This is a genomic window from Pseudomonas paracarnis (assembly GCF_904063055.1).
Classification (GTDB): Bacteria; Pseudomonadota; Gammaproteobacteria; order Pseudomonadales; family Pseudomonadaceae; genus Aquipseudomonas; species Aquipseudomonas paracarnis.
The window spans coordinates 674052-697373 of record NZ_CAJFCN010000001.1; the positions used below are offsets into that span (position 1 = coordinate 674052).

Here is a 23322-nt window from a genome sequence, read left to right on the forward strand (position 1 = left end):
AGTCTCCGGCGGCTATTGCGGCAGGCCCAAGGCCGGCGACTCGATGCCGCGCGCCTGGTCGATCTTCTCGGCCACCTTGAAGGCCGCGTCGAGTTCACTGATGCCGTGCTGTTGCATGAGTTGGTAACGCTCGGCTTTCTCCTCGGGTTCGGTCTGCGCAAGCGCGAGATAGAGGCTCGGTGGCACGGCCCGAAACAGCACTTCCAGGCTCTTGGAGAGGATGACGCCCTCGGTGAACTTCCCGGCTTCCTTGCGCGCCGAAAGCATCAGCGCCTTCTGCGCAGGCGAGAGTTCGCGGAACCGGGCGATCTTCTCCACCTCATCGGGCGGCATCGACAGACAGATCCACCACTCGATCATGTTGAGCATGGGCTCTGCGGCGCGCGGCAAGTCGTCGATGTTTTGTGTGGCGAGCCAGAACCAGGCCCCCAACTTGCGCCACATCTTGGTGATCTTCACCACGTAGGGGGCGAGCAGCTGGTTCTTGGTGATGATGTGCCCTTCGTCGGTGACGTTGATGATCGGGCGGCCCAGGTACTGATCGCGCTCGGCGATGTTGTTCACCGTGCTGATCAGGCTGATGTAGGCAATGGAGAGCTGAGCGTTGTAGCCCTCGCGGGCATAGGTCGCCAGATCGACCAGGGTGATGTCGGCTTCGGGCCACGGCGAACCGTCACGGTCGAACATTTCACCGTCCGTGCCTTGGCAGAACATGTCCATGGCGTCGGCCATCTCCAGCAGTCGCACACGCCGCATTTCCGGCAGCGTCGAGTCCTGGCTGCGCGTGCGCAGCGCGTTGCGCACATCGCGCGTGAGCACGGTGCGCTTCTCGTCATCCTTGCTGTGGCAGTGCTCTGCGGCATCGAGGATGCACTGGCGGATCAGTGAGCGGTCGGCCCGCGTCATCCGGGCTTCTTCCTTGTCTTCGCCGCCGGTGATCATCAGCCTCGCGGTGATCTCCAATTCGCCCAGCACGTCGCGCTGCTCATCCGCCTCCATGGCCACAGCATCGGGTGGCAGGTCTTCATCCAGCGCATCGGCATCGAGCGTCTGCACGTCGCTGGGCGTCTCGATCAGCCGCCGCGCATCCGCGAATGGCGCCAGGGTAACGCCCGAGCCCGGCGCGAGCTTGACCCGGTTCACGGTCAGGCCCAGGCGCCGGGCAAAATCGCTGAACAAGCCGAAGCTGTTGCCGGCCTCGACAATGAACAGCCGTGGCCGGTAGATCGCCGTGACCTGATTCAAGAGGTTGTTGAGGGTCGCCGACTTGCCCGAACCCGTCGGGCCGAACAGAAACAGGTGGGCATTCATCTGCCGATCCAGGCGGTTGAGCGGATCAAAGGTGATCGGCCCGCCGCCGCGGTTGAACATCGTGATGCCGGGGTGCCCCGTACCCTGGGCGCGGCCCCACACGGGGGAGAGGTTCGCCGCGTGCTGGGCGAACATCAGTTGGGTGTACCACTTGCGCCGATCCTGACCGGGGTTGTAGCAGCACGGCAGCCAGCGCAGGTAGCTGTTCAGCGGGGCCACCTCGTCATCCTCGCGCACCGGCTGCAAGCCAGCGTTGAGCATGACGTTCGCCAGGTCCAGGCCGCGTCGATCCAGTTCCGTCTCATCGCGCCCGCGCAGGTAGAACGCCAGCGTGCCGCGATAGAGCTTGTGCGCGCTGCCGATCAGGGAGCGGGCTTCATGCACGTCCTTGAGCGTCTGCTCCGACGCCAGGGTTTCGCCGACCGCTTTCTTGGCCAGGTGGTTCAAGTCCGCTTCAAGGACATCCTGCGGCGTGGCGACCATCGTCAGGCAAAGGGTGGTGTCCTCGGGCATCTGGTCGAACAGCGTGTTGATGGCGTCGCCTTTGCGGGTTTCGCCGGTCAGGTGCCCCGTGCCCGGCGGCATGCGCAGGCGGTCGGTGATCAGCACGCGGTGCGGCATGCCGTCGAAATGCCAGGTGCCGTGCGCCACGTCGGAACGCGGCTGGCCGAAGAACAGCCGCTGGCTGAAATCCCGCCCGCTCGCCAGTTCGATCTCGCCGTCCTCGCCGGCCTCCGTACTTTCGGGGTAGCGCGCCAGCGCATAGAAGCGCTCCCGGTCTTCGGCCCCAGGCCCGAGCAACGTGGGACGCGGGTTGAACCAGCGCAGCAGCCAGTCGTGAACATCCGCAGCCACCATGCGCCTGGCCTGAATGCCGGCGTTCGCCAGTCCGCCGCACAGGCGGTCGCAGACGATATTGAGCATCTGCTCGGGCGTCTGCCCGCGGCGGCTGTTTTGCCCTTGGCCGGTCACGCGGCGATAGACCACCATGCGCACGCGTCGGGTCTGGCCGCGCCAGCGCAGCCGCGTGACCACCGTGTCCTCGAACAGGCCGCCCGGCTTGGCTACCGCGCGCAGGTGGTGACCGAAAAAGCGCAGGTAGAACTCGGTGAACGCCGTATCACGGGCGCGCGGCTGCACATAGTCGCGCAGGGTCTGCATGTACTGGTCGAAACTGGGCTCGTCCTGAGCGTAGAGCTGCAGCACCCAGGGGTTCTCGTCCAGTTCATCGAAACTGTCCTGCAGCGCGTTTTCCAAGGCATCGCGGGCCTGCGCGAGCCAGCCGGGTTCCCGGCCCTCGGTGCCCAGCGGCACCAGCTCGTAGAACGCCGCCACTGATTGCCCGTCTTCCAGCAACATGGCTTTCGACTGCGGCAGGAACTCCACCCAGGGCAACAGTTCCACGAACGACGGCGCGACCTCGTACAGCGTCTGCTCGTCTGCCAGGGTCGCCGGCCTGCGGCCTTGCACCGTCGCGCCGGGTTCGGGGATGCCGGCCTGGCGCAGTGCCTCGACGTGGCGCTGCCAGCCGTCCGGCTGCTCGTCAGCGCCAGCGCCGGACGCGTCCAGCTTCGGTGCGGCCAGCTTCGGCCAGGGGAGTCTCCAGCGCATCAGTAGTCCTCCACGCGCTCGCCTGGCATGGCGTACTGCACGCGCTGGTACAGCGGGAACACGGTCGTATAGCCCGGAATCGGCACCGGGTCGGTGCCCGCCAAATGGGGATACACGTACATCACGAGGTCGGGGTTGGGCAGGCGCTGGAACTGGCGATAGACCTCGTTGCGCGCCGTGCGCGTGTAGCGCATCTGCTCGGCAGGTGCGGCCTGCACATCCATCTCGGTCAGCGGCCTGCGCAGGCTCTGGCGTACATCGAGCAACTGCCTGCGCGCCACCTGGCCGGCGCCACCGCCGCCGTCACCGGCGTTCTGTTGCCAGATGTCCATCATCGTGCTGTCGCCGTGGGTCAGCAACTTTTCCTTGCTGGTGGCGCAGCCGCCGAGCAGCGCGACGGCCAAGGCCAGCGCCAGGCCTTGAGCCCAGCTATTCAAGTTCGAGAGCATGGCTGTCTCCTGCGCGGTGATCGACCTTGCGGCCTTCTGGGTCGAAGTCGATGGCGAGCGGCTTTTCGAGGTGGACGGCGACCTTGGCACCGGGCTGCACATAAACGGCAGCGAAGGCCTGGCCGTAGAGCTTGTTGACCCAGCTCGACATGTCCTGGACGCCACTGGCGAGAATCCGCCCCACGGCCTCCTGGCCGCTGATGCCCACGCTGCCGATGGAGCCGTCGGCGCCGACATAGGACGCCCTGCCGTTGTCGGATTCGATGAGTGAGGCCACGCCAGCGCCAGCCGCCGTGATCAGCGCCTGGGTGCCAAGGTACTGCTGCGCATTGCTGCGCCGCTCGCCGCTGACACAGGGAATGCCGTGCGGGTCGCTGATCCAGCCCAGGCCGTCACGTTGTTGGTTGTTCTGCTGGTTGCCCTCGCGATCCTCGGGAATGGTGCGGATGGTCCCGTCATGGAACACGAAGGTGATGCTGCGCACCTGGCCGCGCACGCACGAGAGCGTCCAGTCGCCCGATGCGGTGCCGGAGAACACGGCTCCGGCCACATCGGGAATGTCGATACCGTTCGCGGTCAAATTGTCAGGCCCGACCAAGACCTTGAAGGGGTATGGATCGTTCACCGTGCCGTCGATCGGCACGCGGCCAATCAGCGCCGTCATTGCCACCGACCCCATCAGCGTCGAGTTGGTCGGCACGGTATAGACGGGCGTCGCGCTCTTGACGCCAGCGGCGCGTGCGCCCGCGTTCGCCACGGTTTGCGCTGTGGTTTCCAGCGTGCTCTGTGCGGAACCGAAGCTGGTGGGGAAGCTTATGCCGCCATTCGACCTGCCGCGCCCGTCGCTTTGTTTCGCGTCGTCGGGCTCCACCCAGCGCATACCGCCTTCCATGCCGGCCTCGTCGCCGTCACGTAGGCCCAGCCCCACCGGCAAATCGGCATGGCCACCGCCACGTCCGCCGATGCTGTCCAGGCGCTGCTGCAGGTCGGCGAGCAGCCCCTCGGTCTGCTGGCGCGTGCTGGCCGCCTGCTGCTGGTCACGGCGCAGGTCGGAGCGTTCGGATTCGAGGGCCGAACTGATGCGCTGGTCGATGGCGCCCTCGCGCTGGCGCAGTCGCTGATTCTCCTCGCGCTGCGACCTGTTGTCGGACAGCGCGGTCTGAAGCTCGGTGCGCAACTGCTTCACCTGGGCAACCAGCGTCGCCACGGTGTCGCGCGGGGTATCGCCCTCGATGCCCAGCGCCTTCATTTCCTCCGGCGTGAGCCTGCTGCTGCCATCTGCGGTGGGCGGCGCCGACGCACCGCCACCGGAGAACAGCCGGATGGCGACGAACAGCACCAGCAGGGCCACGGGGATCAGCAGCCACTTCAGGAGACCGTTACTGCGCATGGCGGGCCTCCCTGTCGTCGCTGGCTGCTGCTTTGGGCTGCGGGAGATGCACAGCGGGGTCGAAGCGATGGATCGCCGGCAGCAGCGATTGCGCGAGGCCGTGCCCGCGCGTCACCAGGTACAGGACGGTGGTGTCCTCGGGGGTTCCGCGCGGGCCAAGCGCCTCGTGCTGGAAGGTGGCGGTGAGAAAGTCACCTTGCAGCACGCGCGGGTCGAGGCTGATCCAGTCGCTGCTGTTGTTGGTCAGGCGCACGGCAGTGACCCACTGGTCTTCCAGACGCCACGACGCGAGCGCCACAGCGCGCACCGGCAAGGTCGGCATCAGCGTGCCGAGGTCGAGGTCGCGGCGCAGGTTGACCCGCATGACGCCTGGCAAGGCTTCCACGGTGCGCAGCGGCGCGTAGAGGTTCTGTGCGGCAAAGCGTGTCAGCACGACGGGAATTGGCGTTTCGCGTCGCGCCATACGGGTGTCAGATTGATTCTGGGCGCGCGCCTGGGGCGCATCGACACCGTCAGGCTGATCGCCATAGCGCGCTGGTGTGCTGTTGCCCTCGACGATGCGCACCGGTTCCAGCTCGGCCTCGCCGTCCTTGGGCGGCTCCGCCGCAATGTCGAGCAGGATCAACGCGCCCGTGTCGGCGTCCTGCAATTGCAGCCGTGTGGGCTCGATCGGCTCGTTGGCACGCAGGTATATCGCGCCACCTGCGCTCTGCACGCGCAGTCGCTCACCGACGCCCGCAGGCACGCCCACGCGGACGTTTCGGTCGATGAACACGATGCGCTCCTGGCCGACCTTCAACGGCACCGCCAGCGGCATGCGCTCCCAACGCAGGATCTCCACAGCATGGGCTACAGGTGCTGCGACCACGGCCAGCAGCCCCAGCAGCGCGAACACAGGATGCTTCATGGGCTTCATGGGCTTCATGAGGAATTACCTCCTTGAGGCGCTTGCGGCGTCAGGCCACCAGGCACCGGGCGCGTCGGCTCCGGTGCGCTGATGCGCTGGGGCGTGCCCTCGTAGCAGTCGAGCACCAGGCCGAACGGGTTGCGTGCTGGATCGACGTCCACCCGTGCGACCTTCACGGGGTAGCGCACCAGGGCGCGCTTGACCTGCTCGGCGCCGTAGTACTCGTCGGCGCTGATGTCCAGCGTCACCACCCAGTCGCGGTCGGAGATCACACGCACGCGCGCCGTGGGGTTGTCGCCATAACTGCGGCCGGGGATTTCGTAGATGCCGCGCACCCGCTGGCGCAGTTCGCCCGTGCTGCGGCGATAGTCGTAGTCCGCCTTGAGGAATGCCTGGCAGGACGGGGTGAGGTACGGCGAGAGCGTATGGAGGTTGCGCTGGTAGTCCTCTTCGCCATTTGTGGGCCAGCGATTGAGTGTCTGGAACACGTAGAACGTGAACGCATAGACCGATTCAGGCGGTACTTCCCACCACTTGCGGGTACTGCCGGAGCGCAGGTCAGGCGGAACGTGGATGGTCAGATCACGCGGTGCGCTCCACCATCCTCCGCCCATGACCAGGGCGACGATGACCAGCGCGCCAGCACCCAGGCGAAGCGTCTTGATGTGCGCCTGCAGGTGGGTGATCTCGTTCTTGAAACGGCTCATCGTGCGTCCCCGTGCGTGCCCCTGCGGGTAGTCCAGAAGCCAGAGCGCGAGATCAACACATGGCCGCCCACCCAGCCGGCCATCAGCGGATGGCGCGTGGCGATGCGCCACTGCAACTGCCGGTACAGCCAGGTGTCGGGACGCCCACGCTTGAGGCGGCGCAGGATGCCGCCGCCGATGAACACGCCCAGGGCCACGCCCAGGACAACAAAGGTCGGCGCGATGGCAATCGTGCGGAACACCCAGGACAGCGGCACGCCGACCACCAGGCCGGCAGCGCCGGACAGGCCGCAGCAAATCCACAACTCGTCGGCGGTGAGGCCGCGCACGACCACCGGGTGCCTGTTGAGCCGGTGTGGAAGGAACGTGACCGTCCCATCGGCACGGACATGCTGTTGCTCGGACATGGCCCGTCCTCGCTTACAGGATGCCGGTGGCTTCGGTGAGCAGCCAGATGCCGATCACGAGCAGGACAGCGCCGATGGCGACCGTGAGGCCGAACTGGCCCCAGGTCTTGCGGCCGGTGTGGATTTCCGCGTAGGTGCCGTAGGCGTGGTAGCACACGCCAATAAACATCGACGCCACCACCAAGAGGGCCACGAGCATGATGATGTCGTAGCCGTAGTTCCTGATCGTGTCCATGATGCCGCTGCCGGCGCCGCGGGTCGGGTTTTCCAATTGCGGCAGACCTTGCGCGAACGACAGCGCGGGCAGCGCAACGGTACCCAGCGCCACAGCGGCGCGTTGGGCAAAACGAGTAGAGAGGATGCGGTTTTGCATGGTCAAACCCTTCAGGTCAGGAGAGGAGGAAGAAGGTCAGCACGAGGTACATCGCGATGAAGCGGATGCAGACGCCGAGGAACTGGCGTTGGTTGAGGCGGTTCTCGGCCCACCCCACGTAGGCCGTTCGGATGGCCCAGACGCCCCAGACGAGCAGAACCGCGAACACGACGCCGACCAGGACGGTCGCCATCGCGGCCGGCGCGATGCCGCTGTTGGCTTGAAATGCCGAGACTTGGGCACCGTTCATGGTCTGCCCTGCGCAGTCGTCGGCAGCGATGGCGGGGCGGCCCGCTCGGTGCGGTACTCGCCAGCCAGTTCGAAAAGGTCGCGCGGCTGGGCGCGCGACGGTGTGAGATAGGCCTGGATGCCGGCGCGCACGCGCGCCAGGTCAGCCAGCAGTTGCGGGTAATCGAAGTGATAGCGCTCGCCCGGCTGGATGGGAACCTGTGCAGCGCCGCCCGCGACGGTGCGCTCCAGCGCATCGAGCTGGCGCAGCGCAGCGACCAGCTCCTGGCGCTGTGCCGGGGATTCGGCCAACGCCATCGAAGACTGCCCCAGCAGCAGGGCAGTCACGAGAAAAGTGGGCACGCCGCGATACGCGGCGCGCAGCCAGATCGGAGCCAACATCGCGCCATTCCTGTGTGATCAGCAATGGCTTGATCGTGGCGATCAGAGGCGTATCAGGCCGCAAACAATAAGAACCTGCGGATGACCGGATTGATGGCCTAGAGATACTTCTTGAAGCTCCCTGCAGTCAGGCTCACGGCCAGCCCCAGCAAGCCGGCGCTGGGCAGCAGGATCAGCAGCGGATGCACCGAGATCGGTAGCGCCAGGTACGTCACCCAAGGCAGCACGGCCAGCGGCATCAGACTGGCTTTCGCTCGGTGGTAGATGAAGCCGGATTCGCGGCCCGCGCCGAACCGGCGAACGTCACGCCTCACCAAGCCGTCGATCAAACCAACAAACGCTGCTGTGAAGATCAGCGGCAGCGTGAGCGCCAGGACCAGCAGGCGCACGAGGAAAGTAAGCGTCGTGAAGGCTGCGGCGATCAAGTAACTCTCCGTCCAGACATAGACCTGACTGATGAAGTAGCGGAAGTTCCGCGCTTGCCCCTGGCTGGGCGCACGGGCGCGCTCGGCGGTCTGGCTCATGCGCTCCAGCAGCCCCGATCGCACGAACACCCATTCGTAGCCAGTGTCCACCAACTCATGCGCCGTGCGCCCCGGCTCCTGCACGACTACGCTGCGCGTGAAGTGGTTGGACAGGTGCCCCAGCTCGTACTGCAACATTTGCTGAGAGTGCTGCCAGCCTTGATCCTTCCAGAACAGGTGCATGCCGATGCACTCCATCAGGATAGAGAACAGCAGCGAGCCGACCAGCACCCCGAGCAGCCGGAACGGCAAGGTAATGGTGCCGACGATCAGGCCCTGGCGACGGTTCTGCTCACGCTGCGCAGTCGAGGCGGCGTCGCTCATGGCGCGGCCTCTTCGCTGGCCGTGTCGCCCGTGTCGGTGATGGGTGTGGCGATGGCCGCCTCATCGAGCAGGTCGTTCGGCAAGGCCGCGTCCTGCAAGACCGGGGAGCTGGTGAACTCCCACCACTGCGTGGCCTCGCTGTAGCTCTGGCGCATGTGTCCGGCCAGTTGCTGCAAGTCCGCCGGCATCACTTCATCCGGGTCTGGCGCGGGCAACGGCATGCGAACCTTCCAAAGCTGGCCACCCTGCAGCAGCGCGAAGCACTGGCCTTTGGGCAGGCCGACGACGTGCGATGGCTCGATCATCGGCACGCTGGACATGCTGATGCGATCCTGGGTGTTTGACGTAAAGTCTGTCGCTCCACGAATGTCGGAGCTGTCGGTCGCGCCGCTGACGATGGTGGTCGTATAGACCTCGACCTTCGGCAATTGCCGGGTCAGCAATTCAGCGGTAGCCGTCTCGCGCACGCGCAGCATGAACAGGTTGTTGAAGTTGCCGATCACCTGACCGGCCTTCGCGCGGTTGCCGATGCGGGCCTCGATGTCCGAGAGGGTCTGCGTGTACGCGGTGACTTGCAGTCCAGCGCCGCCGCCCTTGTTGATCAGCGGGACGAACTCGTCGCCCATCAACTCGTTGAACTCATCGGCATGGACGTTGATCGGCACGCGCGTACCAGCCGATGCGCCCGGCAGGCCGTCGTCGATCCCGTGCTTGTAGATGTGGCCGGCGACCGAAACCAAGTCGGAGAACATGGAATTGCCGACCGCCGCAGCGACCTCGGCATCGGACAGCGCATCGAGGCCGACATAGACCACGGCGCGCTTTCGGATCACCTGCATCCAATCGAAGATCGGGCGTGGGTCGGCCAGGTCGGAGTAGTTCGGAGCCAGAAGCTGGGCGATCTTGCCGCTGGTGAGCTTCTCCAGCAGCGGCAGCAGCGATGCGACGATCTTGTCGAAGTAGGTCTTGTCGTAGCGCACTGCCGAGCGCAGGCCGTCGAGCACCGGGTCGTAGTTGCGCGCCTGCGAGAGGTACTGCTCCAGCGCCACCACGCGCTTTTCGCGCCCGATCATGTTGCGCGGGATGTTCTTCTCGTTGAGCTTGGCCTCAATCTGGACGATCACCTCCCATGCCTTGGGCTCGGTCTTGGCGAAGTAGTGCTGGGCATATTCGATGAACAGCGCGTCAATGTTGATCACATGGCGCTGGATCAGCATGTAGTCCGGGCGCTGCCCCAGTTCCACCAGGGCGCGGGCGATGATGTTGACGAAGCGCCACGCAAACTCGCGAAATGCCGCGCTGTTGCCTTCGCCGGAGAGTTGTCCTGCAACACGGGTGGCCACCTCGCTGATGCGCCCAAAGCGGCCCACGGCGTTGTAGCGCGCGGAAATGTCCGGCCAGCCCAAATGGAAGACATAGAACTCGCCATCGCGGCCCGCACGCTTGGCCTCGACGTACACCCGTTTCAAAAGATCGGCGTCGCCCTTGGGGTCGATGACGATGACGACCTCGTGCTCGCCGTCGGCGTTCTTGCGCCGGATGTCCTGGGTCACGAACAACTCGGCCAACCGCGTCTTGCCCACGCGCGTGGTGCCCAGCACCAGCGAATGCCCGACGCGCTCACCCAGCGGCAGGCTGACGTCCACCTCATCGGGTTCGATGCCGTGCAGGCGCGGCAGGCCGCCCACAGGCGGCAGCGGGCGCACCGGGTTGAAAGGCACATCCCAGCCCGTGAGCGCAGGCAGCCGGGACAGCGGGAACGGCGCGAACTCCAGCCGTTCCTCCAGCCTGCGCGCCAGCCGGTAAGCCGGCGTTGGTTCGACGTAGCGGCGAAATTCCGGTCGGTACGTCTGCATCAGCCTATGGGTGTGTTTCTGCTCCCACAGAAACCCCCGCCCGACGAACAGACGCTGCTGGCTGACCGGCACGTCCTTGCTGGTCATCACGTAGCGCGGCAAGCGGCGAATGTTACGCCGGTAGCGCAGGATGACGCGGGCATCGCGGTAGCGAATGGCACCGTAGGCGCAGAACGCCAGCGCACTGCCGACGCCCATTGCGGGGCTCAGCGCGAGCGACCACGGGGCCACCAGGGACAGAAACGCGGCGCCTGCACACGCCGCGACGGTATAGAACTCCACCGCTGGGCGCAGCAAAACCTCGACCGGCTGTTTCCCCGACATGGCTTCATTGCTCGATGCCGGTGGCTGTGATCAGCACCGGGTAATGCCGCAGACCCAGGCGCTCGGCCAGGTCGTCGCCGGCCACAGGCGCAAGGGGCATGCCGGGCACCAGGGTGCGCAGCCGTGCCAGGCCCTGCACGGTCTCGACGTTAACCACCAGACCCACCGCGCCGCGCTCGCGCAGCGATGTTGCCTGGCTGCGCAGCCAGGCGTGGGACGCCGCGTCGTCGCCGACGACCACGAAAGGCCGCAGGCCCGGTGCCTCGATCACCCGCCGCGCGACGGTGCCAGGCGTGAGCTTGGCACTGCGCACCGGCAACATCGCGGCCTCGTCCATGGGCGTGGCGGGCACCGGGAGCATCGGGATGGGCGGTCGGGCCGGGGCATCGGCGCGCGGCTGAAGGTTCAGAGCCTCGTAGTACGGCAGCGCCGACGTGCCGCCACGGTCTTCGACCACAATCAGCGGCTCTCCGGCACGCGAGGCCAGCGGCAGAGCCGCCAGCAGCACGAGCAGGCACTTCAGTGTGAGGTTGGCCAGAGGGAACTTCGTCATGGGGATGTCTCCAGGTGCGCGGCGAGGGCCGCAGCGATTGGGCGCGTGCCCTGCACACGGGCAAGGTGGCGCGACACGCTGCGCCGATAGCGGGCGGCAGGCTCTCCGCCCGCAGGACGGTGGTAGCGACCGATTGCCAGTAACCAGTCCTCGCCAGTGGTGTGCTGCTCCTTCAGGATTTCAGCGGCGATGGCGAGGTTGCTGTATGGGTCGAGCAGGTCGCACGGGCTGGCGTAGCGCTGCTGGTGGTAGCCGAGGTTGATCTGACCCAGGCCCGCGTCGATGCGCGTGTGCGACGTGGAGCGCATCGCCTGCTGCAAACCGGCGCAGGCGTCGGCACGGGTGGCGAAGCGGTGAGACTGACCGGCGACGTTGAGCGACCACGGCCACGGGACGATGCGTCCATTGCGTCGGATGCCGCTCTCTTGCAAGGCCACGGCGTAGAGCACCGACGAGGGGATGCCCGCGCGCTGTGCGGCAAGCTGGTAAGCCGGTGGCGGAAGCTCCTGGGCATGGGCGGCGCAGGCGCACAGGCCCGCCGCGATCACCAGTGCGCGCAAGCACTGCGAAACGGAGGTGGCCGCTACGGCTGGCGCTGCCATTGACCGTTCACCTCGCGCACGACCGCAGGAAGGTCTCCGGGCAAGCTCAGCGACAGCCACCGCCCGCCATCATGGTTGAGCGTGATGCCACCGCTGCGCACGCGCGCCGGATCGACGTTCGCGCGCTTGGCCCAGTCGCGGATACGTGTGTCGTCCTGGCGGCTGCCGACCATGTACAGGTCGAACTCGGTACCAGAGGATTGCAGGCGCTGCACGATTTGCCCGCAGGCCGCGCAGCCGTCCTTGATGAACACTGCCGTGCGGCCTGAACCGCGCAAGGGATTGGCGCTTGTGCCGGTGTCGGACTTGTCGTCAGGCAGGTTCACCCGCTGCATGCCGGGATTCAGGCGCTGCCAGGCCTCGTCGTAGGCACGCTGGTAGGCGAGCAGCTTCTCGACACGGCGTGCCTCGATCTGCACCTGCAGCTCTGCGTAGCGGAGCCGTTCCTCGTCGGTGCGCGCCTCGATGCCCAGGGCGGACAGCGGGTCCAGGTTGGGCGAGTAGATGCCCAGCGGCCCGTCCATCAGTTCGCGATAGCGCGCCCACTCTTGCGGTTGCAGGCCCCAGTTGCTTGCCACACGGTCGTTCAAGGCGCGAGTGACCAGCGGACGCTCCTGGCTCTGGGTATTGCCGGCGGGAGCCGTGTCCGGCTGCTGCGCCCAGGTGGGCAACTGGGCAGACGCGAGCAGAAGCGCGGAAAGGATGATAGCGGGCTTCATGTCGTGTCCTCAGCTCAAGGGATCGCCACGCGACGGGTCTGGTCGCCGGCCTGAAACACGGCGGAGTTGCCCTCGACCGCCTGAAAGCGCCATGGGCCGAGCGAATCGCCGGGCAGCAGCACCTCAAGCTGGTTGGGCGTGTAGTACCCGGCGCTCGGCGCAACGGACAGGCTGCGTTGACCAGCGCGAAGCTCGGCACCGACGATGCGAAATGGCAGTGGCGGCGGTTCTGGTTTGGCGGTGGGCCTGCTCGGTGAGCGCGGCTGAGCGGGTGCTGCGGCGCGCGCAACGGTCTGGCGCGTCTTGATTTGCTCGACCTCGGTGCGCAGCGCCTGAAGGTCTTCGGCAGCGGCATAGCCACTCAGCGTTTTCTCGACCTGAGCAGCGCGCGCTTCCAGGAGTTCGCGGGTGTCTTTGAGGTCAGCCGCCGTTGCGACGGCTGGACGCTGCTGGATGGCCCCAATGGCCTCGGCCAGGCTCGCCGCCTGCGCTTCGAGACGTTGCAGGCGGGAATCAAGCCGCTTCTGGTCGGCCTGCTCGTTCACCGCCTGGTAGCCGAGAGCGACGAAAACGCTAAGACTGATCAGCCAGAGCCACATCAGGCTTTGCAACACCACGGCGGTGATCGGGCGGCGGGGAGACTGCGCGGCATTCATGGCTGGCCCCCCGAAACCGAAGGCATCAGCGGAAACGTCTGCACCGCCTCGGCAGCAGACGGCTCGTGTGCGTGCTCGGCGGTCGCACTGCCTCCAGGCTGCTCAAAGCAAATCTGTCGTGCCCGTTCATCCGCATGCAGTTCCCAGGCCGGACCAGCCAGGGTGAGCAGCGCATCGCGCAAGGTCATGGGGCCAAGATGCAGGTGCGCCGCCGGCAGCGGGAGCGCATACAACTCGGTCACGGCGCGAGGCGTCTCGCAAAGCTGGTAGCCGCTGCGTTTGAGCACATGCCGCAGGCCATCGCCCACCGTGGTGCGGGTGTCCTCGGGCATGGACACGTCGATGGTCTGCAACAGCAAGTCACGCTGCGCCGCCGTGGGTGCCAGCTCGACCAGCGTGTAGCGGCCATAGCGCACGACGGGAATGAACTCGGGTGCCTCGGGTTCGAGAGCGGAGGAGACGCCTTCTATGGCGTCTGGCACCAGCGGCGCGGTGGTGGTCGCGCAGCCGCTGGCCAGCGCTGCGGCCAGGAGACCAGCGCCGACCAGACGTCGGGATACATAGGTTGCGGGCATGGCATCGGCTCTTCTGTTGCGATGCCGATACCTTGGCGGCACGGTGCCGTGCGGTCAGCCAGGAATGCGAACTGGGTGGTGCCCGGTTTCAGGGGCGACCCGGATGCCTACTGCGTATCGTCCAGGCGGTACAGACGCACCCGTTGTTGCGCACAACCAGTAGCTCATGGATCAATAGGCGGATTTGCAGTTAAGCCGCAATATGGGACGAAAAACGGTGTACTTCGCGAATCAATTGCAGGGTGGCTGCCGTAGCACGCCAAAGAAAAAACGCAGCCCCGCCCACGAAGAACGCGAGTGGGGCTGCAAGTTGTGAACAATAGAAAGCCGGCGGCGCTAGGCCGGCGATGGCGTGGAAATCAGGCGGTGACCAATTGCCGGGCCAGTGCGACCTCGACGGAATCACCGTCCTGATTCAGAACATCCAGCCCCGATTCGGGCACGTCGCCCGAGGTGGACTGCGAGACCATGATCTTCTTGGCCATCAGTTCCAGGCAGGTCATCTGCGAGGAACCGGCATAGCCGAGGTAGATCACGCGCACGGGCTGTTTCTGCCCGATGCGCCAGGAGCGGCGTGCTGCCTGTTGGAGCGAGTACACGTTGTAGCCACTTTGCATGAACACAATCGTCGGGAACTCCAACAAATCCAGTCCCGTCTTGACCAGCTCGGGATTGGTGACGAGCACGTCGATGCCACGGTCCAGTTGCTCGGCGATCCAGTCTTCTCGGCGGCTGGCATCCACGCTTGCGCGCAGTACCGCCACCTTGAAGCCCTCCTGCTCCAGCAGCCCCTTCAGGCGCGACGTGGTGTCGCGCGTGCCGGTATAGACCGTGTAGGCCAGAACCTTGCGGCCCTGTTCCTTCTCCGCTTTGCAGATATCGATCAGCTCACGCTCCTTGGGGCTGATCTCGAACTCATTGAACTGAGCCGGGACAAACGCCAAGGTGTTGCGCGTGCGCGGATGCACCACGGTCTCCGACCGGAAGCAGCAATCCGGCCAGGCCAGCAGCACGTTGAGCACCACCCCCAGCAAGGTCGTATCGCGTCGCGCCAGAGCCTGTTTCAGCTCTGCGGTCAGCCGACTCGCCAAATCGCGGTAGGCCGCAGCTTGCGCCACGTCCATCTGGACTTCACGAAACTCCTCGTCATACGGCGGCAGGACGTTGCCACCGATGTCCTTGAGCTTGAGAAAGATCGTGAACGGCAGGATGCAGCGCAAGACGCCTTTCGGGCCGAAGCCGGGAGCCTTGACCGTGCGCACCGATACCTTGGTGCCCTTGGCCGTCTTGTGCGCCGTGCCGGCGCTCTCGGAGTAGATGTCCTTGAGGACGCCGTGATCGCGCATGAACGCCATCGCAGCCGAGGTCATGCTGCCGCTCGTGGTCGGGCGGTAGCCGTCTTCGATCATCCGTCCTGGCAGTGCCCGGAACAGCAGGTAGAACAGATCATCGCCGTAGCCGCCCATTAGCGTGCCGGTCAGCAGCAAGGTCTTGCGAGCCTTCGCCGCCAGCACGCCCATGGCCTGGCCCTGGGCACTGCCACCGTTCTTGTACTCGTGCGCCTCGTCGGCGATGAGCAGGTCGAACGTGCCTTGCGGCAGGTAGCGTTTGATGAACTCGGACGGTTGGTAGCCGCCCTCGCCAAAGCCAAACTCCATGTTGGCCATCGCACGTTCCATGCGCGTGGCCTGACGGTCGGAAAACACCAGCTCGCCGTTGCCATCCATGAGGTTGATGAACTCATGGATGTTGTCACCCAGCATCGAGGCCAGGAAGCCGTCACCGAACTTCTGCATCAACTTCTGCGCGGTGACTTCCCCGATGGTCGGGATGCGCTTCAAGGCTTTGAGGACGACCGAGGACTGGTCGCTGCCGGACAGGCTGCGCGGGCGGATCAGCGTCCACAGGGGCGCGGCGCAGTGGCTGCACTTCCTGCGGGACTCCTCGGCTTCGAGCCCGATCGGGTTGACCGGCTCGCCGTCGAGGTCGGTGATGAGTGTGCCGCAGTCCGGGCAGGCCGCCACGTCGCCGTGGCGGGTGCGCCGCTGGTTGAAGACCGGCTTCCAGTGAAACCCCATCCGCATCCTGACGCGCCCCAGGATGAAAAACTCCTGGCCCGTGGGCTGCACCCCCAACTGCTCGCGCAGCTTGATGAGCTTGACCAGCGTGTCCGGGCCATTGAGCACCCAGACCTTGGCGCCGGCCACCGTCTCCTGGATCTCGCGCCGCCACTTGTAGACCAAGTGGGGAGGCGAAAGCACCAGGGTGCGGCGGTAGCCTTCGGCGTTGAGCACGGCGGCCGTGGCGATGCCGACGGTCGTCTTGCCGCAGCCCATTTCACCGTTGACGATCGCAGCGCGTTCGCCTTGATCGACCAGCAGCTCGGCGGCGGCATGGACAACTTCGACCTGGGCTGGGAACAGCTTGCGCTTGAGGCTGGCAACGACGAGTTGTCGCTGTGCCTGTGGTTGGCCGGTATAGACCGGTGGGTTGGCACGGTTGAGAGAATCGAGCAGTTCGTCGCCGAACTCGCCGACGAAATCCTGAAGGCTCAGGGTGAGAGGGTTGGATTCCGCTTCGAGCAGTTCGCCCTGTACGGACGCTGCATCGTTGGCGGTGGTGTCGAGATCGAGGGACATGGTGATGCTCCAAAGAAAGAATGAGGCATGCACCACCCCAGCGGGGCGATGACATGCCCCGTGATGGGAAGAGAGACGGCGAACCGTCGGTGGTTGGACAGTGCAGGCGCTCGTGGCCTGCGGTGACAACTCAGGGTCAGTACTCGGACGGCAGCACGATGCGGGTCGCGCTGCGATCTGCTTCGGTGAAGATGCGGATGCTCAGGTCACGGGTGACGACGTAAAACGAGTCGAGGCGTTCGCCAGACTCCAACGCAGCGTTGTTCTGCTGCCATTGGTAGTCCGCGACGTCGCCCCAGTCGCCACGCATGTGGCGTTCGAAAAACGGCATGGGATCGAGCCGGCCTTCGTTCATCAGGCGTTCGACGCCTTCGCTGAACTCCAGTGCACCGATCTCGAACAGCCGTTTGCGGCGGTGCTTGTCATGTTGGTTGGAGGTCATGTGGCTTCCTTCGGAGTGAAGGGGCTACAGCACCCTTGCGGGGTGTCGGTGGCCCCGCGTTGGAGAAGATCAGTACTCGCTGGGCAACAGCAACGTGGTGACGCTGCGATCCCATTCGGTGATGATCCAGAGCTTCAGGCCGGGTGTGACCTGGTAGGAAGAAAACAGGCGATCCTCACCGGACTTCAGCGCGGCATCGTTCTGCCGCCTGTCGCTGTCGTCGAGGTCGCCCCAATCGCCGCCGAGGTGGCGGCGCAGATAGGGCGTCGGGTTGAGCCGGCCCTGTTGGACCAGGTCATCGACGCCGATGGTCATAACCACCTGGCCTGGCGAGAAGCGCAGGCTCGGTGTCTGGCTGATGGAAAGTGCTTGGGCTGCCATGGAAGGCTCCTGGAGATGGAGGGGCCACGGCACCCCATCGGGGCGACTGGACCCCGGTGGGTGGAAAAAATCGACGGCGAACCGTCGGCGGTGGAGAAGCGATCAGCGAATGGTCAACACCTCGCCCCGCGTGGCGGAACCCGGCGTCATGTCCCAAGCGCGGATGACAGGAACGAACTTGTCGGTGAGGATGCGCGTCTCGGCGATCGAGCCGTCGTCGCGTTCGGTGAATTCCCGCTGGAGCGTCTTGTCCTTGTGGGTGTCACCTTTGACGACGAGCACGCGCCCCGTCTTGGATTGCACGACTCCCGAGATCGCGCCCGCAGCCAGAGCCAGGGCGAGATGCCAGTGGGACAAGGCCCGCGCCGGTGGACGCAGCGTCTGCTGCGCGGCCCCCAAATGGGTATCTCGCGACGGCCAGAGGCCTTGCAGCCTGCCAACCTCATCGGCGAACTGCTCCGGCTCCATCGTCACGCGGAAGAAATGCCCCGGCTCCGCCGGGCTGGCGGGGACGATGTACGGCAGGAACGGCCATTCGCTCGGCAGTTCCTCGGCTTCGACTTCGCCAAGCCCAACCTGCAGCAGCAGATTGCGCACGGCCTTGACGCCATCGGGCGTCTGCTCGCGCTGGCGCACCCGGCGTCCGAAGATCACCACCTGCTTGAACTGCGTTTCCACCGCTCGGTAGATCCGCAGGTCTGTGTAGTGGCGCGTCAGCCAGCCGACCAGCTCCGCGTCGAGCACGTAGCCGGGGACAATGAAGACCAGCACGCCGCCGTACTGCAGCAGGGGCAGCGTGCGCTGGTAGAACAGCTTTTCGAGGCGGGCACGGCCCTGACCCTGATAGCCAATGTTGCCGTTGACGTCCTTGGACAGGTCGCCATACGGCGGATTGAGCCAGAGCAGCCCAAAGGACTGTTTGGAGATCATCGTATCCATCAGGTCCGCGTGCAGGCAGTGATCGACCAGGATGCGGGCATGGCGCGCCCGCTCTGCGTCGAACTCGACGGCGAACGCCCTGGCCTGCTCGCGCCCGAGGGCATGAGCCGCTTCGGCGATTGCCACGCCTTCGCCGGCACAGGGGTCGAGGATGCACATCGGCCCATTGGATTCAGGCGCACTGGGCATCAGTGCATTGAGGGCTCTTTCGAGCGTCGGTTCGTCGGTCGGGAAGTACCCGTTCTTCACAAAGTTGCGGGCGAGCCGCGGGAACATGAGCGCCATGGAAGTCTCCTGGTTGGCGGGATGAATGGCGCAGGCGGGCCTTGGCGTGCCTGCGCAGGTGGTTCAAGCCGCTGCCGTTTCCGGCGTCCAAATCTTGGCCGGGTATGGGTAGGCGGTGAGCACGTCACTGCGGATCAGCGAGCCGAGCGCCTGGGTCAGCGCCGGCACGTCGATGGCGAGCTGATGGCCCACCAAAGGCCCGAGGGCGAATGGCAGGCGGGTCAGCATCTCGTGGCTTTGCAGCAGTTCCAGCACGGTTTCGCGCCAGTGGTCGAGCAATGGCAGTGGGCAGGTGTCCTGCACCAATGTCCACAGGCGGTCAAGCCGGTGGTCGCTATCGCGGGGCAGCAATGGCAGTGCGCTGGCGTTGGCTTTGTCGGGCTTGACGCAGCGCCGATCGAACAGCCACACGTTGGACAGCGAACCGAACAGCGTTCGCCGGTAGGCGCGGGTCATGCGCTTTTCCAGGCGATCGACGTTGCCGACGAACACCGGGACGCTGCCGCCCTGGTCGGTGATGACGTGGAACTGCTCCAGCCCCTGTTCGTCGCGCCCGAGGGTCAGGCGAGCCAGGAACTGCTGGGCGGCGGTGTCTCGCGCCCAGATCGACAGAAAGATCAGGTTGCCCTGGTCATCGCCGACGCAAGCGTCGGCCATCACGTCCGGGCATTCGTCGATGCGGTACAGCGTGGTGGAAGAAGTGTTTGCGGGCATGGTGGTGTCCTCGGATGAACGGGAACAGCACCGCCCGCAGGGGGCAAGTGCTGCCCTTGGGGTGGAAGGAAAAACGCCCTGGTTCAGACCGTCAGCGTCGCATCTGGAGCGGTGGTCGCCTTGGATGTGCGCCGCCGTGCGTGGTAGGCGCGAACGCCTGCACGCCATTCGGCGGACTGCTCCGGTGCGAGGTCCAGATAGGACAGCGGGCACGAGTAGTAGTACGGGTGCATGGATTCGTCCAGCGGCTTGTAGCCCCACTGGCCGCCGCTGCGTTCCAGAAGATCGCAGCGGATGGTGCACAGGGATTGGCCCGGTGTGAGATCACGGTGTACGCCTTCGGCCTTGGCTGTGACTTGCGCAACGGACCAGAGGACGTTGCCATGCAGCGCGTGGGCGATGACCTTGACGCTGGCGCGCTCGGTCTCTTGCGGTGCGATCAGCTCCGCGATCAGTTCAGACCGCGATTGGGGTGAGAAATACCAGCCCATGAGAGGCCTCCTGGAAAAATTGAGCCAGAAGCCTCCCCGGTGGGGAAGACCCCCGGCGGGTGGATGAACACGGCAGATGCGGTGCCCAGTACTACGCAGGTTGCAGTTCGGCCTGGCGGCTCCACTCCTGCGTCTTGAAGTCCAGCGCGTAGCCCAGTTCGCCAAGGCGGGCGATCTGCGTGCGCAGGGTGCGGCGGTCGATGGTCGAATCCAGTTTCACGGACTCGCCCAGCGGCCAAAGCAAGCTGAACAGCGCGACGTCGCCATCTTCGGTACTGCCGGGAGCAGTTGCCGCAGCGGGCGTCGGCGCATCCACGCCGAAGGGCGTGGTATCGACCAGCGGGTCCGTGGATGCCTGCACGGGTGCGGGCTTGGCGGGCTTGGAGGTTTTGGTGGGCTTGGCCGGTGTTGCCGGCGTTACTGCAGGCTGTGCGCCCAACTCTTCATCAAGTGGATCGAGGTCCTGGGTGGCGAAGCTGCGTGCCTCGTCACGGCTCAGTTTGTCGATGTCGTAGAGCGTCATTCCGTCCAGGCTGGCACGGATCTCGAAGCGCATGCCGCCACCGACCGGGTAGGACTTCGGGAAGATGTACCTGATGATGAACTCCCCGTCGTACTTGCCTTCGGGGTATTGCTCCAGCTCCGGGTCCTTGACCTCGAACGTACCGAGGTGCGTGGCGAGGCGTCCGACCGTGAAGGGGCCGTTCTTGCCGCGGATGGTACGCAGCGTGAGCTGGCCGGGGACGACGATGGGCGAAACCGATCTCTCGGATGCCGATGTGGCTGCCATGATGGTTCTCCTTAGCGATTGGGAAAACGACAAGGCCCGCGAGGGCCTTGCCGATCAGAACGAAGCAGCCAATGCCGGCTCCTGCTCCTCGACTTCACCTTCGGGCTCGCGCTCGGCGGGCTCGGCAGGCTGATCGGCAGCGGTGTCGGCGTCCTCGGCTTCGGGCGCGGGAGCGTCCTGGGCCGGCGGCGTATCGGCTTGCGCGGGGCTCGTCGGATAGACCTTGGTGCCGTCGATCTTGATCAGGCCAATGTGGATCAGTGTCGATTCCAGGCTTGCGGCCGGTTCTCCGGCACGCTCACCCTTGGTGCGGATGTACGGATCGATCTTCATGTCGTTGAGACGGAAGGCGATCAGCACCTTGCAGTCCCCTTCGATGGCCTGCACGCACCGGCGAACCAGATGCTCGGCTTCAGGGGTGGTGACGATGGTGTCGAAGTACCGATACTCCGGTTCATCGACAGGCCCGGCCAGAGCGGCGACGGTGCAAGAGAGGAACGGGTCGCCATCTTTGGGCGTGACGTCCTTCGGACGGCTGAGGTAGCCGATGCCGCGGGTGACCAGCTCGTGCTGCCTGATCGAAGCCAGTTCGGCCCGGTCAAGCGGCTCGGCCTTGAGCAGTCGCGCCTTGAGGGACGCGGCGGCTTGGCCTTTCTGCTCACCCTTGTCGCGGATGTACGCATCGCCCCACAGGTCGCCGAGGCGAAAGCGCACCAGTGGGCGCTGCTTGGGATCGTCAACGCCGATGTAGCGCTCGACCAGCTTCTTGGCCTCGGCACCCGAGACCTTGACGTCGAAATAGCGATAGCTGGGGTCCTTTGCGGAACCGACCAACGCGGCGATGGTGCATGCCAGGAAAGGCTGCGCACGGCGGCCGCCCCGAACAGGCACTTCACGGACACGCTGGATGTAACCGATGCCCGAGGTGTGGAGGTCGAAATACGATTTCTCGTTGGACGTGGTGCTCATGGTGAATCTCCATAGGGATGAAGCGGAGACACACCGGCCCCACGCTGCGGGGAAAGGTGCGTAACCCCGCGATGGGTTGATAAGGCGAAAGCATCCACCACCAGAGACTGGTGGCCGCTCGCGGATGGATGCGGTGCGAGCTGGCTCGGTCACGCAGTGGGAACTGCGCCGCAACCTCGAAGACCGATGGTTGCCTGGCATGTCGCTGACAACGTCAGCAGGCATGGGCTCAGCATGGCCGGGCCTCGCGCGCGAGACAGCCATCAATCGGCATTCGGGCGATTCCCTTTGATGAAATCTCACACGGCAGAAAAAAGGCCCTCCTTCCGAATGGAGGGAGAGCCTGTGGGGGGCATGTCGCCTGGTTCTTTTCGTGGTGTTACGCCGGTACAGCGCGGCGCCGTCGGGACGTCTCCGCGCCGATCACGCTCACATCGATCAGACGCCAGCGCCCGTCGTCGATGAGCCGCTCCAGCACTTCGCCGAGCATGTCGAAATACACCTCGTCGTGCCGAACGACCAACTCGCCGTCGCGGCACAGCTCCACCGCATAGGTATCGCTGCCGCGCTGGTAGAGGATCGTCACCCGACCGTCGAACTTCGCGGTCGAAACCGTGAAACTGATCGCCGGAGGCGTTTCGATGATCTTGGCCGGCTTCGGATCGACCCAGGTGAAGTCGTGGGCGCCCGCATCGACCAGCATGTGGGTGATGCGCCGGAACCCGTCGGGCGCCGACATTTCCTCCAACTGCTCGATGAGCTGACCCAGTTCCATACACTGCGGCTCGGGAATGGGCAGCTTGGCCGGCGCGGAGCCGAGGATGTGTGTCTTGACGGTGTAGGGAGTGCCGTCGGACATCATCTCGGTGCGCTCTTCTGGCGTGTCCGCACGCAGACCGTCGAAACGACGACGGGCATAGGGTTGGACATGCACCTTGGTGCCCTCGCTGGGAATGCTGGTCACCAGGTTGGGATCGAGTACCGCGAACTCGCTGGGCTTGAGCTTGACGACGATGGCGTCCTCGCTGGCTGCGACCACCTTGCCGTCGAAGGGCTGGGGATCGATGACAAAGCCCAGTGTCGAGGACTGTGGCTGATCATCGAACACGCGGTACTTGAACGACCGCACGTTGCGGGGCACATGGCCTGCGACCAGCGAAGGCATCAGGGTCTTGATAAGAGAGCGATCCATGTGAATCTCCTTGAGGAAGAACAAGGGATTCCCCGCCCGCAAGGGAGAGGTCCCTTGTGGGTGAATGGGCGCGATGCGTCCGTAGGAAGAAACAACCAGCACGGTTTCCCGCGCTTGCAGCCTTGAAGGTCTTGACTGCCTGGGCATGTGTCGGCAACGCCGACGAACATGGGGCAAGGATGGCCCTTGAGTGAGCCGCCTGCGCTCAGGAAACCGCACCGCGCCGCACCCGCTTTCCTGCGTCGCGACAAGAAAAGGCCCCTCGAAAGGGGCTGGGTGGTCAGGCTTGGTACACGAAGTAGTGTTCGCGCTGGCGTGGAAAGAACACGTGCTTCCACGTGTCACCGCCGGTGTTACCACCGTCGAAGACAACCATTTCGTAGGCATCAATGTCGGTGTCTGCCAGATCGGCGCTGGCTAGATGGCGCATGTGCAGCATGCCGCTCAAGCGCTCGAATACCAGGATCTGGCCGATGGCGTCGTCCTGGCTCATGGCGTTGACGCAGGCTCCAAGCTGATGCTCGAAGTCGCGTGCGGGCGAGATGAGGTCGGGGAACATAAA

26 protein-coding genes are annotated in these 23322 nt (G+C 65.3%); all 26 read right to left on the bottom strand.

Annotated elements, in window-relative coordinates; translation table 11 throughout:
• Positions 1-12: 12 nt before the first annotated feature.
• The 26 genes from JMV15_RS03020 to JMV15_RS03145 all read right to left on the bottom strand — a co-directional run bounded on the left by JMV15_RS03020 (position 13) and on the right by JMV15_RS03145 (position 23319).
• Positions 13-2922, bottom strand: coding sequence for a conjugative transfer ATPase (locus JMV15_RS03020; RefSeq protein ID WP_014603597.1), 2910 nt, complete (start codon positions 2920-2922; stop codon positions 13-15).
• Positions 2922-3371, bottom strand: a complete 450-nt coding sequence (locus JMV15_RS03025; protein WP_008265628.1) for a TIGR03751 family conjugal transfer lipoprotein — start codon at positions 3369-3371, stop codon at positions 2922-2924. Before JMV15_RS03025 ends, JMV15_RS03020 begins: the two co-directional genes overlap by 1 nt.
• Positions 3352-4761: a TIGR03752 family integrating conjugative element protein gene (locus JMV15_RS03030; RefSeq protein WP_014603598.1), complete on the bottom strand. Its 1410-nt coding sequence runs from the start codon at positions 4759-4761 to the stop codon at positions 3352-3354. The genes JMV15_RS03025 and JMV15_RS03030 overlap by 20 nt, the downstream gene beginning before the upstream one ends.
• Positions 4751-5668 (bottom strand): TIGR03749 family integrating conjugative element protein, encoded by a 918-nt coding sequence (locus JMV15_RS03035; RefSeq protein ID WP_033940524.1) that lies wholly within the window; start codon positions 5666-5668, stop codon positions 4751-4753. Before JMV15_RS03035 ends, JMV15_RS03030 begins: the two co-directional genes overlap by 11 nt.
• A 14-nt stretch (positions 5669-5682) precedes the next feature.
• A complete protein-coding gene (locus JMV15_RS03040) occupies positions 5683-6375 on the bottom strand; it encodes a PFL_4703 family integrating conjugative element protein (protein ID WP_201491262.1) in 693 nt (230 codons plus the stop codon).
• The gene (locus tag JMV15_RS03045; RefSeq protein ID WP_033940520.1) at positions 6372-6782 is read right to left on the bottom strand and encodes a TIGR03750 family conjugal transfer protein; all 411 of its coding nucleotides are present in this window, start codon (positions 6780-6782) and stop codon (positions 6372-6374) included. The genes JMV15_RS03040 and JMV15_RS03045 overlap by 4 nt, the downstream gene beginning before the upstream one ends.
• A 13-nt stretch (positions 6783-6795) precedes the next feature.
• Complete coding sequence (locus JMV15_RS03050) at positions 6796-7155, bottom strand: TIGR03745 family integrating conjugative element membrane protein (protein WP_022579862.1); 360 nt, start codon at positions 7153-7155, stop codon at positions 6796-6798.
• Between the two features lie 16 nt (positions 7156-7171).
• Positions 7172-7405, bottom strand: a complete 234-nt coding sequence (locus tag JMV15_RS03055; RefSeq protein ID WP_008266807.1) for a TIGR03758 family integrating conjugative element protein — start codon at positions 7403-7405, stop codon at positions 7172-7174.
• Entirely contained in the window at positions 7402-7785 is a 384-nt protein-coding gene (locus JMV15_RS03060) for an integrative conjugative element protein, RAQPRD family (RefSeq protein ID WP_008266900.1), read from the bottom strand. Before JMV15_RS03060 ends, JMV15_RS03055 begins: the two co-directional genes overlap by 4 nt.
• Positions 7786-7883: 98 nt before the next feature.
• Positions 7884-8633 carry a TIGR03747 family integrating conjugative element membrane protein gene (locus JMV15_RS03065; protein WP_008267465.1) on the bottom strand — a complete coding sequence of 250 codons (750 nt, stop codon included), beginning with the start codon at positions 8631-8633 and terminating at the stop codon, positions 7884-7886.
• Positions 8630-10813: a type IV conjugative transfer system coupling protein TraD gene (gene traD, locus JMV15_RS03070; protein WP_033940518.1), complete on the bottom strand. Its 2184-nt coding sequence runs from the start codon at positions 10811-10813 to the stop codon at positions 8630-8632. The genes JMV15_RS03065 and traD overlap by 4 nt, the downstream gene beginning before the upstream one ends.
• Positions 10814-10817: 4 nt before the next feature.
• Positions 10818-11366, bottom strand: coding sequence for an integrating conjugative element protein (locus tag JMV15_RS03075; protein ID WP_008266518.1), 549 nt, complete (start codon positions 11364-11366; stop codon positions 10818-10820).
• Positions 11363-11968: a transglycosylase SLT domain-containing protein gene (locus JMV15_RS03080; protein WP_014603601.1), complete on the bottom strand. Its 606-nt coding sequence runs from the start codon at positions 11966-11968 to the stop codon at positions 11363-11365. Before JMV15_RS03080 ends, JMV15_RS03075 begins: the two co-directional genes overlap by 4 nt.
• On the bottom strand, positions 11950-12687 hold the full coding sequence (locus JMV15_RS03085; RefSeq protein ID WP_014603602.1) for a TIGR03759 family integrating conjugative element protein: 738 nt from the start codon (positions 12685-12687) through the stop codon (positions 11950-11952). Before JMV15_RS03085 ends, JMV15_RS03080 begins: the two co-directional genes overlap by 19 nt.
• 14 nt (positions 12688-12701) lie before the next feature.
• Positions 12702-13343, bottom strand: coding sequence for a hypothetical protein (locus JMV15_RS03090; RefSeq protein ID WP_033940516.1), 642 nt, complete (start codon positions 13341-13343; stop codon positions 12702-12704).
• On the bottom strand, positions 13340-13918 hold the full coding sequence (gene pilL2, locus JMV15_RS03095) for a PFGI-1 class ICE element type IV pilus protein PilL2 (RefSeq protein WP_014603604.1): 579 nt from the start codon (positions 13916-13918) through the stop codon (positions 13340-13342). The genes JMV15_RS03090 and pilL2 overlap by 4 nt, the downstream gene beginning before the upstream one ends.
• Positions 13919-14277: 359 nt before the next feature.
• The gene (locus tag JMV15_RS03100) at positions 14278-16557 is read right to left on the bottom strand and encodes a helicase-related protein (RefSeq protein ID WP_014603605.1); all 2280 of its coding nucleotides are present in this window, start codon (positions 16555-16557) and stop codon (positions 14278-14280) included.
• A 136-nt stretch (positions 16558-16693) separates the two neighbouring features.
• A complete protein-coding gene (locus tag JMV15_RS03105; RefSeq protein ID WP_008266046.1) occupies positions 16694-16999 on the bottom strand; it encodes a hypothetical protein in 306 nt (101 codons plus the stop codon).
• Between the two features lie 69 nt (positions 17000-17068).
• Positions 17069-17314, bottom strand: a complete 246-nt coding sequence (locus JMV15_RS03110) for a plasmid related protein (RefSeq protein WP_425312357.1) — start codon at positions 17312-17314, stop codon at positions 17069-17071.
• 168 nt (positions 17315-17482) lie between these two features.
• Entirely contained in the window at positions 17483-18631 is a 1149-nt protein-coding gene (locus JMV15_RS03115) for a DUF6094 domain-containing protein (protein ID WP_371354986.1), read from the bottom strand.
• A 36-nt stretch (positions 18632-18667) separates the two neighbouring features.
• A complete protein-coding gene (locus JMV15_RS03120) occupies positions 18668-19318 on the bottom strand; it encodes a hypothetical protein (protein ID WP_201491263.1) in 651 nt (216 codons plus the stop codon).
• An 83-nt stretch (positions 19319-19401) separates the two neighbouring features.
• Positions 19402-19809, bottom strand: a complete 408-nt coding sequence (locus JMV15_RS03125) for a hypothetical protein (protein WP_008265771.1) — start codon at positions 19807-19809, stop codon at positions 19402-19404.
• A gap of 91 nt (positions 19810-19900) precedes the next feature.
• Positions 19901-20599 carry a DUF3275 family protein gene (locus tag JMV15_RS03130; protein ID WP_014603607.1) on the bottom strand — a complete coding sequence of 233 codons (699 nt, stop codon included), beginning with the start codon at positions 20597-20599 and terminating at the stop codon, positions 19901-19903.
• A 54-nt stretch (positions 20600-20653) separates the two neighbouring features.
• A complete protein-coding gene (locus JMV15_RS03135; RefSeq protein WP_008268542.1) occupies positions 20654-21568 on the bottom strand; it encodes a DUF3577 domain-containing protein in 915 nt (304 codons plus the stop codon).
• 379 nt (positions 21569-21947) lie between these two features.
• A complete protein-coding gene (locus tag JMV15_RS03140; protein ID WP_033940514.1) occupies positions 21948-22760 on the bottom strand; it encodes a GTPase in 813 nt (270 codons plus the stop codon).
• A 280-nt stretch (positions 22761-23040) separates the two neighbouring features.
• Positions 23041-23319, bottom strand: a complete 279-nt coding sequence (locus JMV15_RS03145; protein ID WP_008267470.1) for a hypothetical protein — start codon at positions 23317-23319, stop codon at positions 23041-23043.
• Positions 23320-23322: the final 3 nt, after the last annotated feature.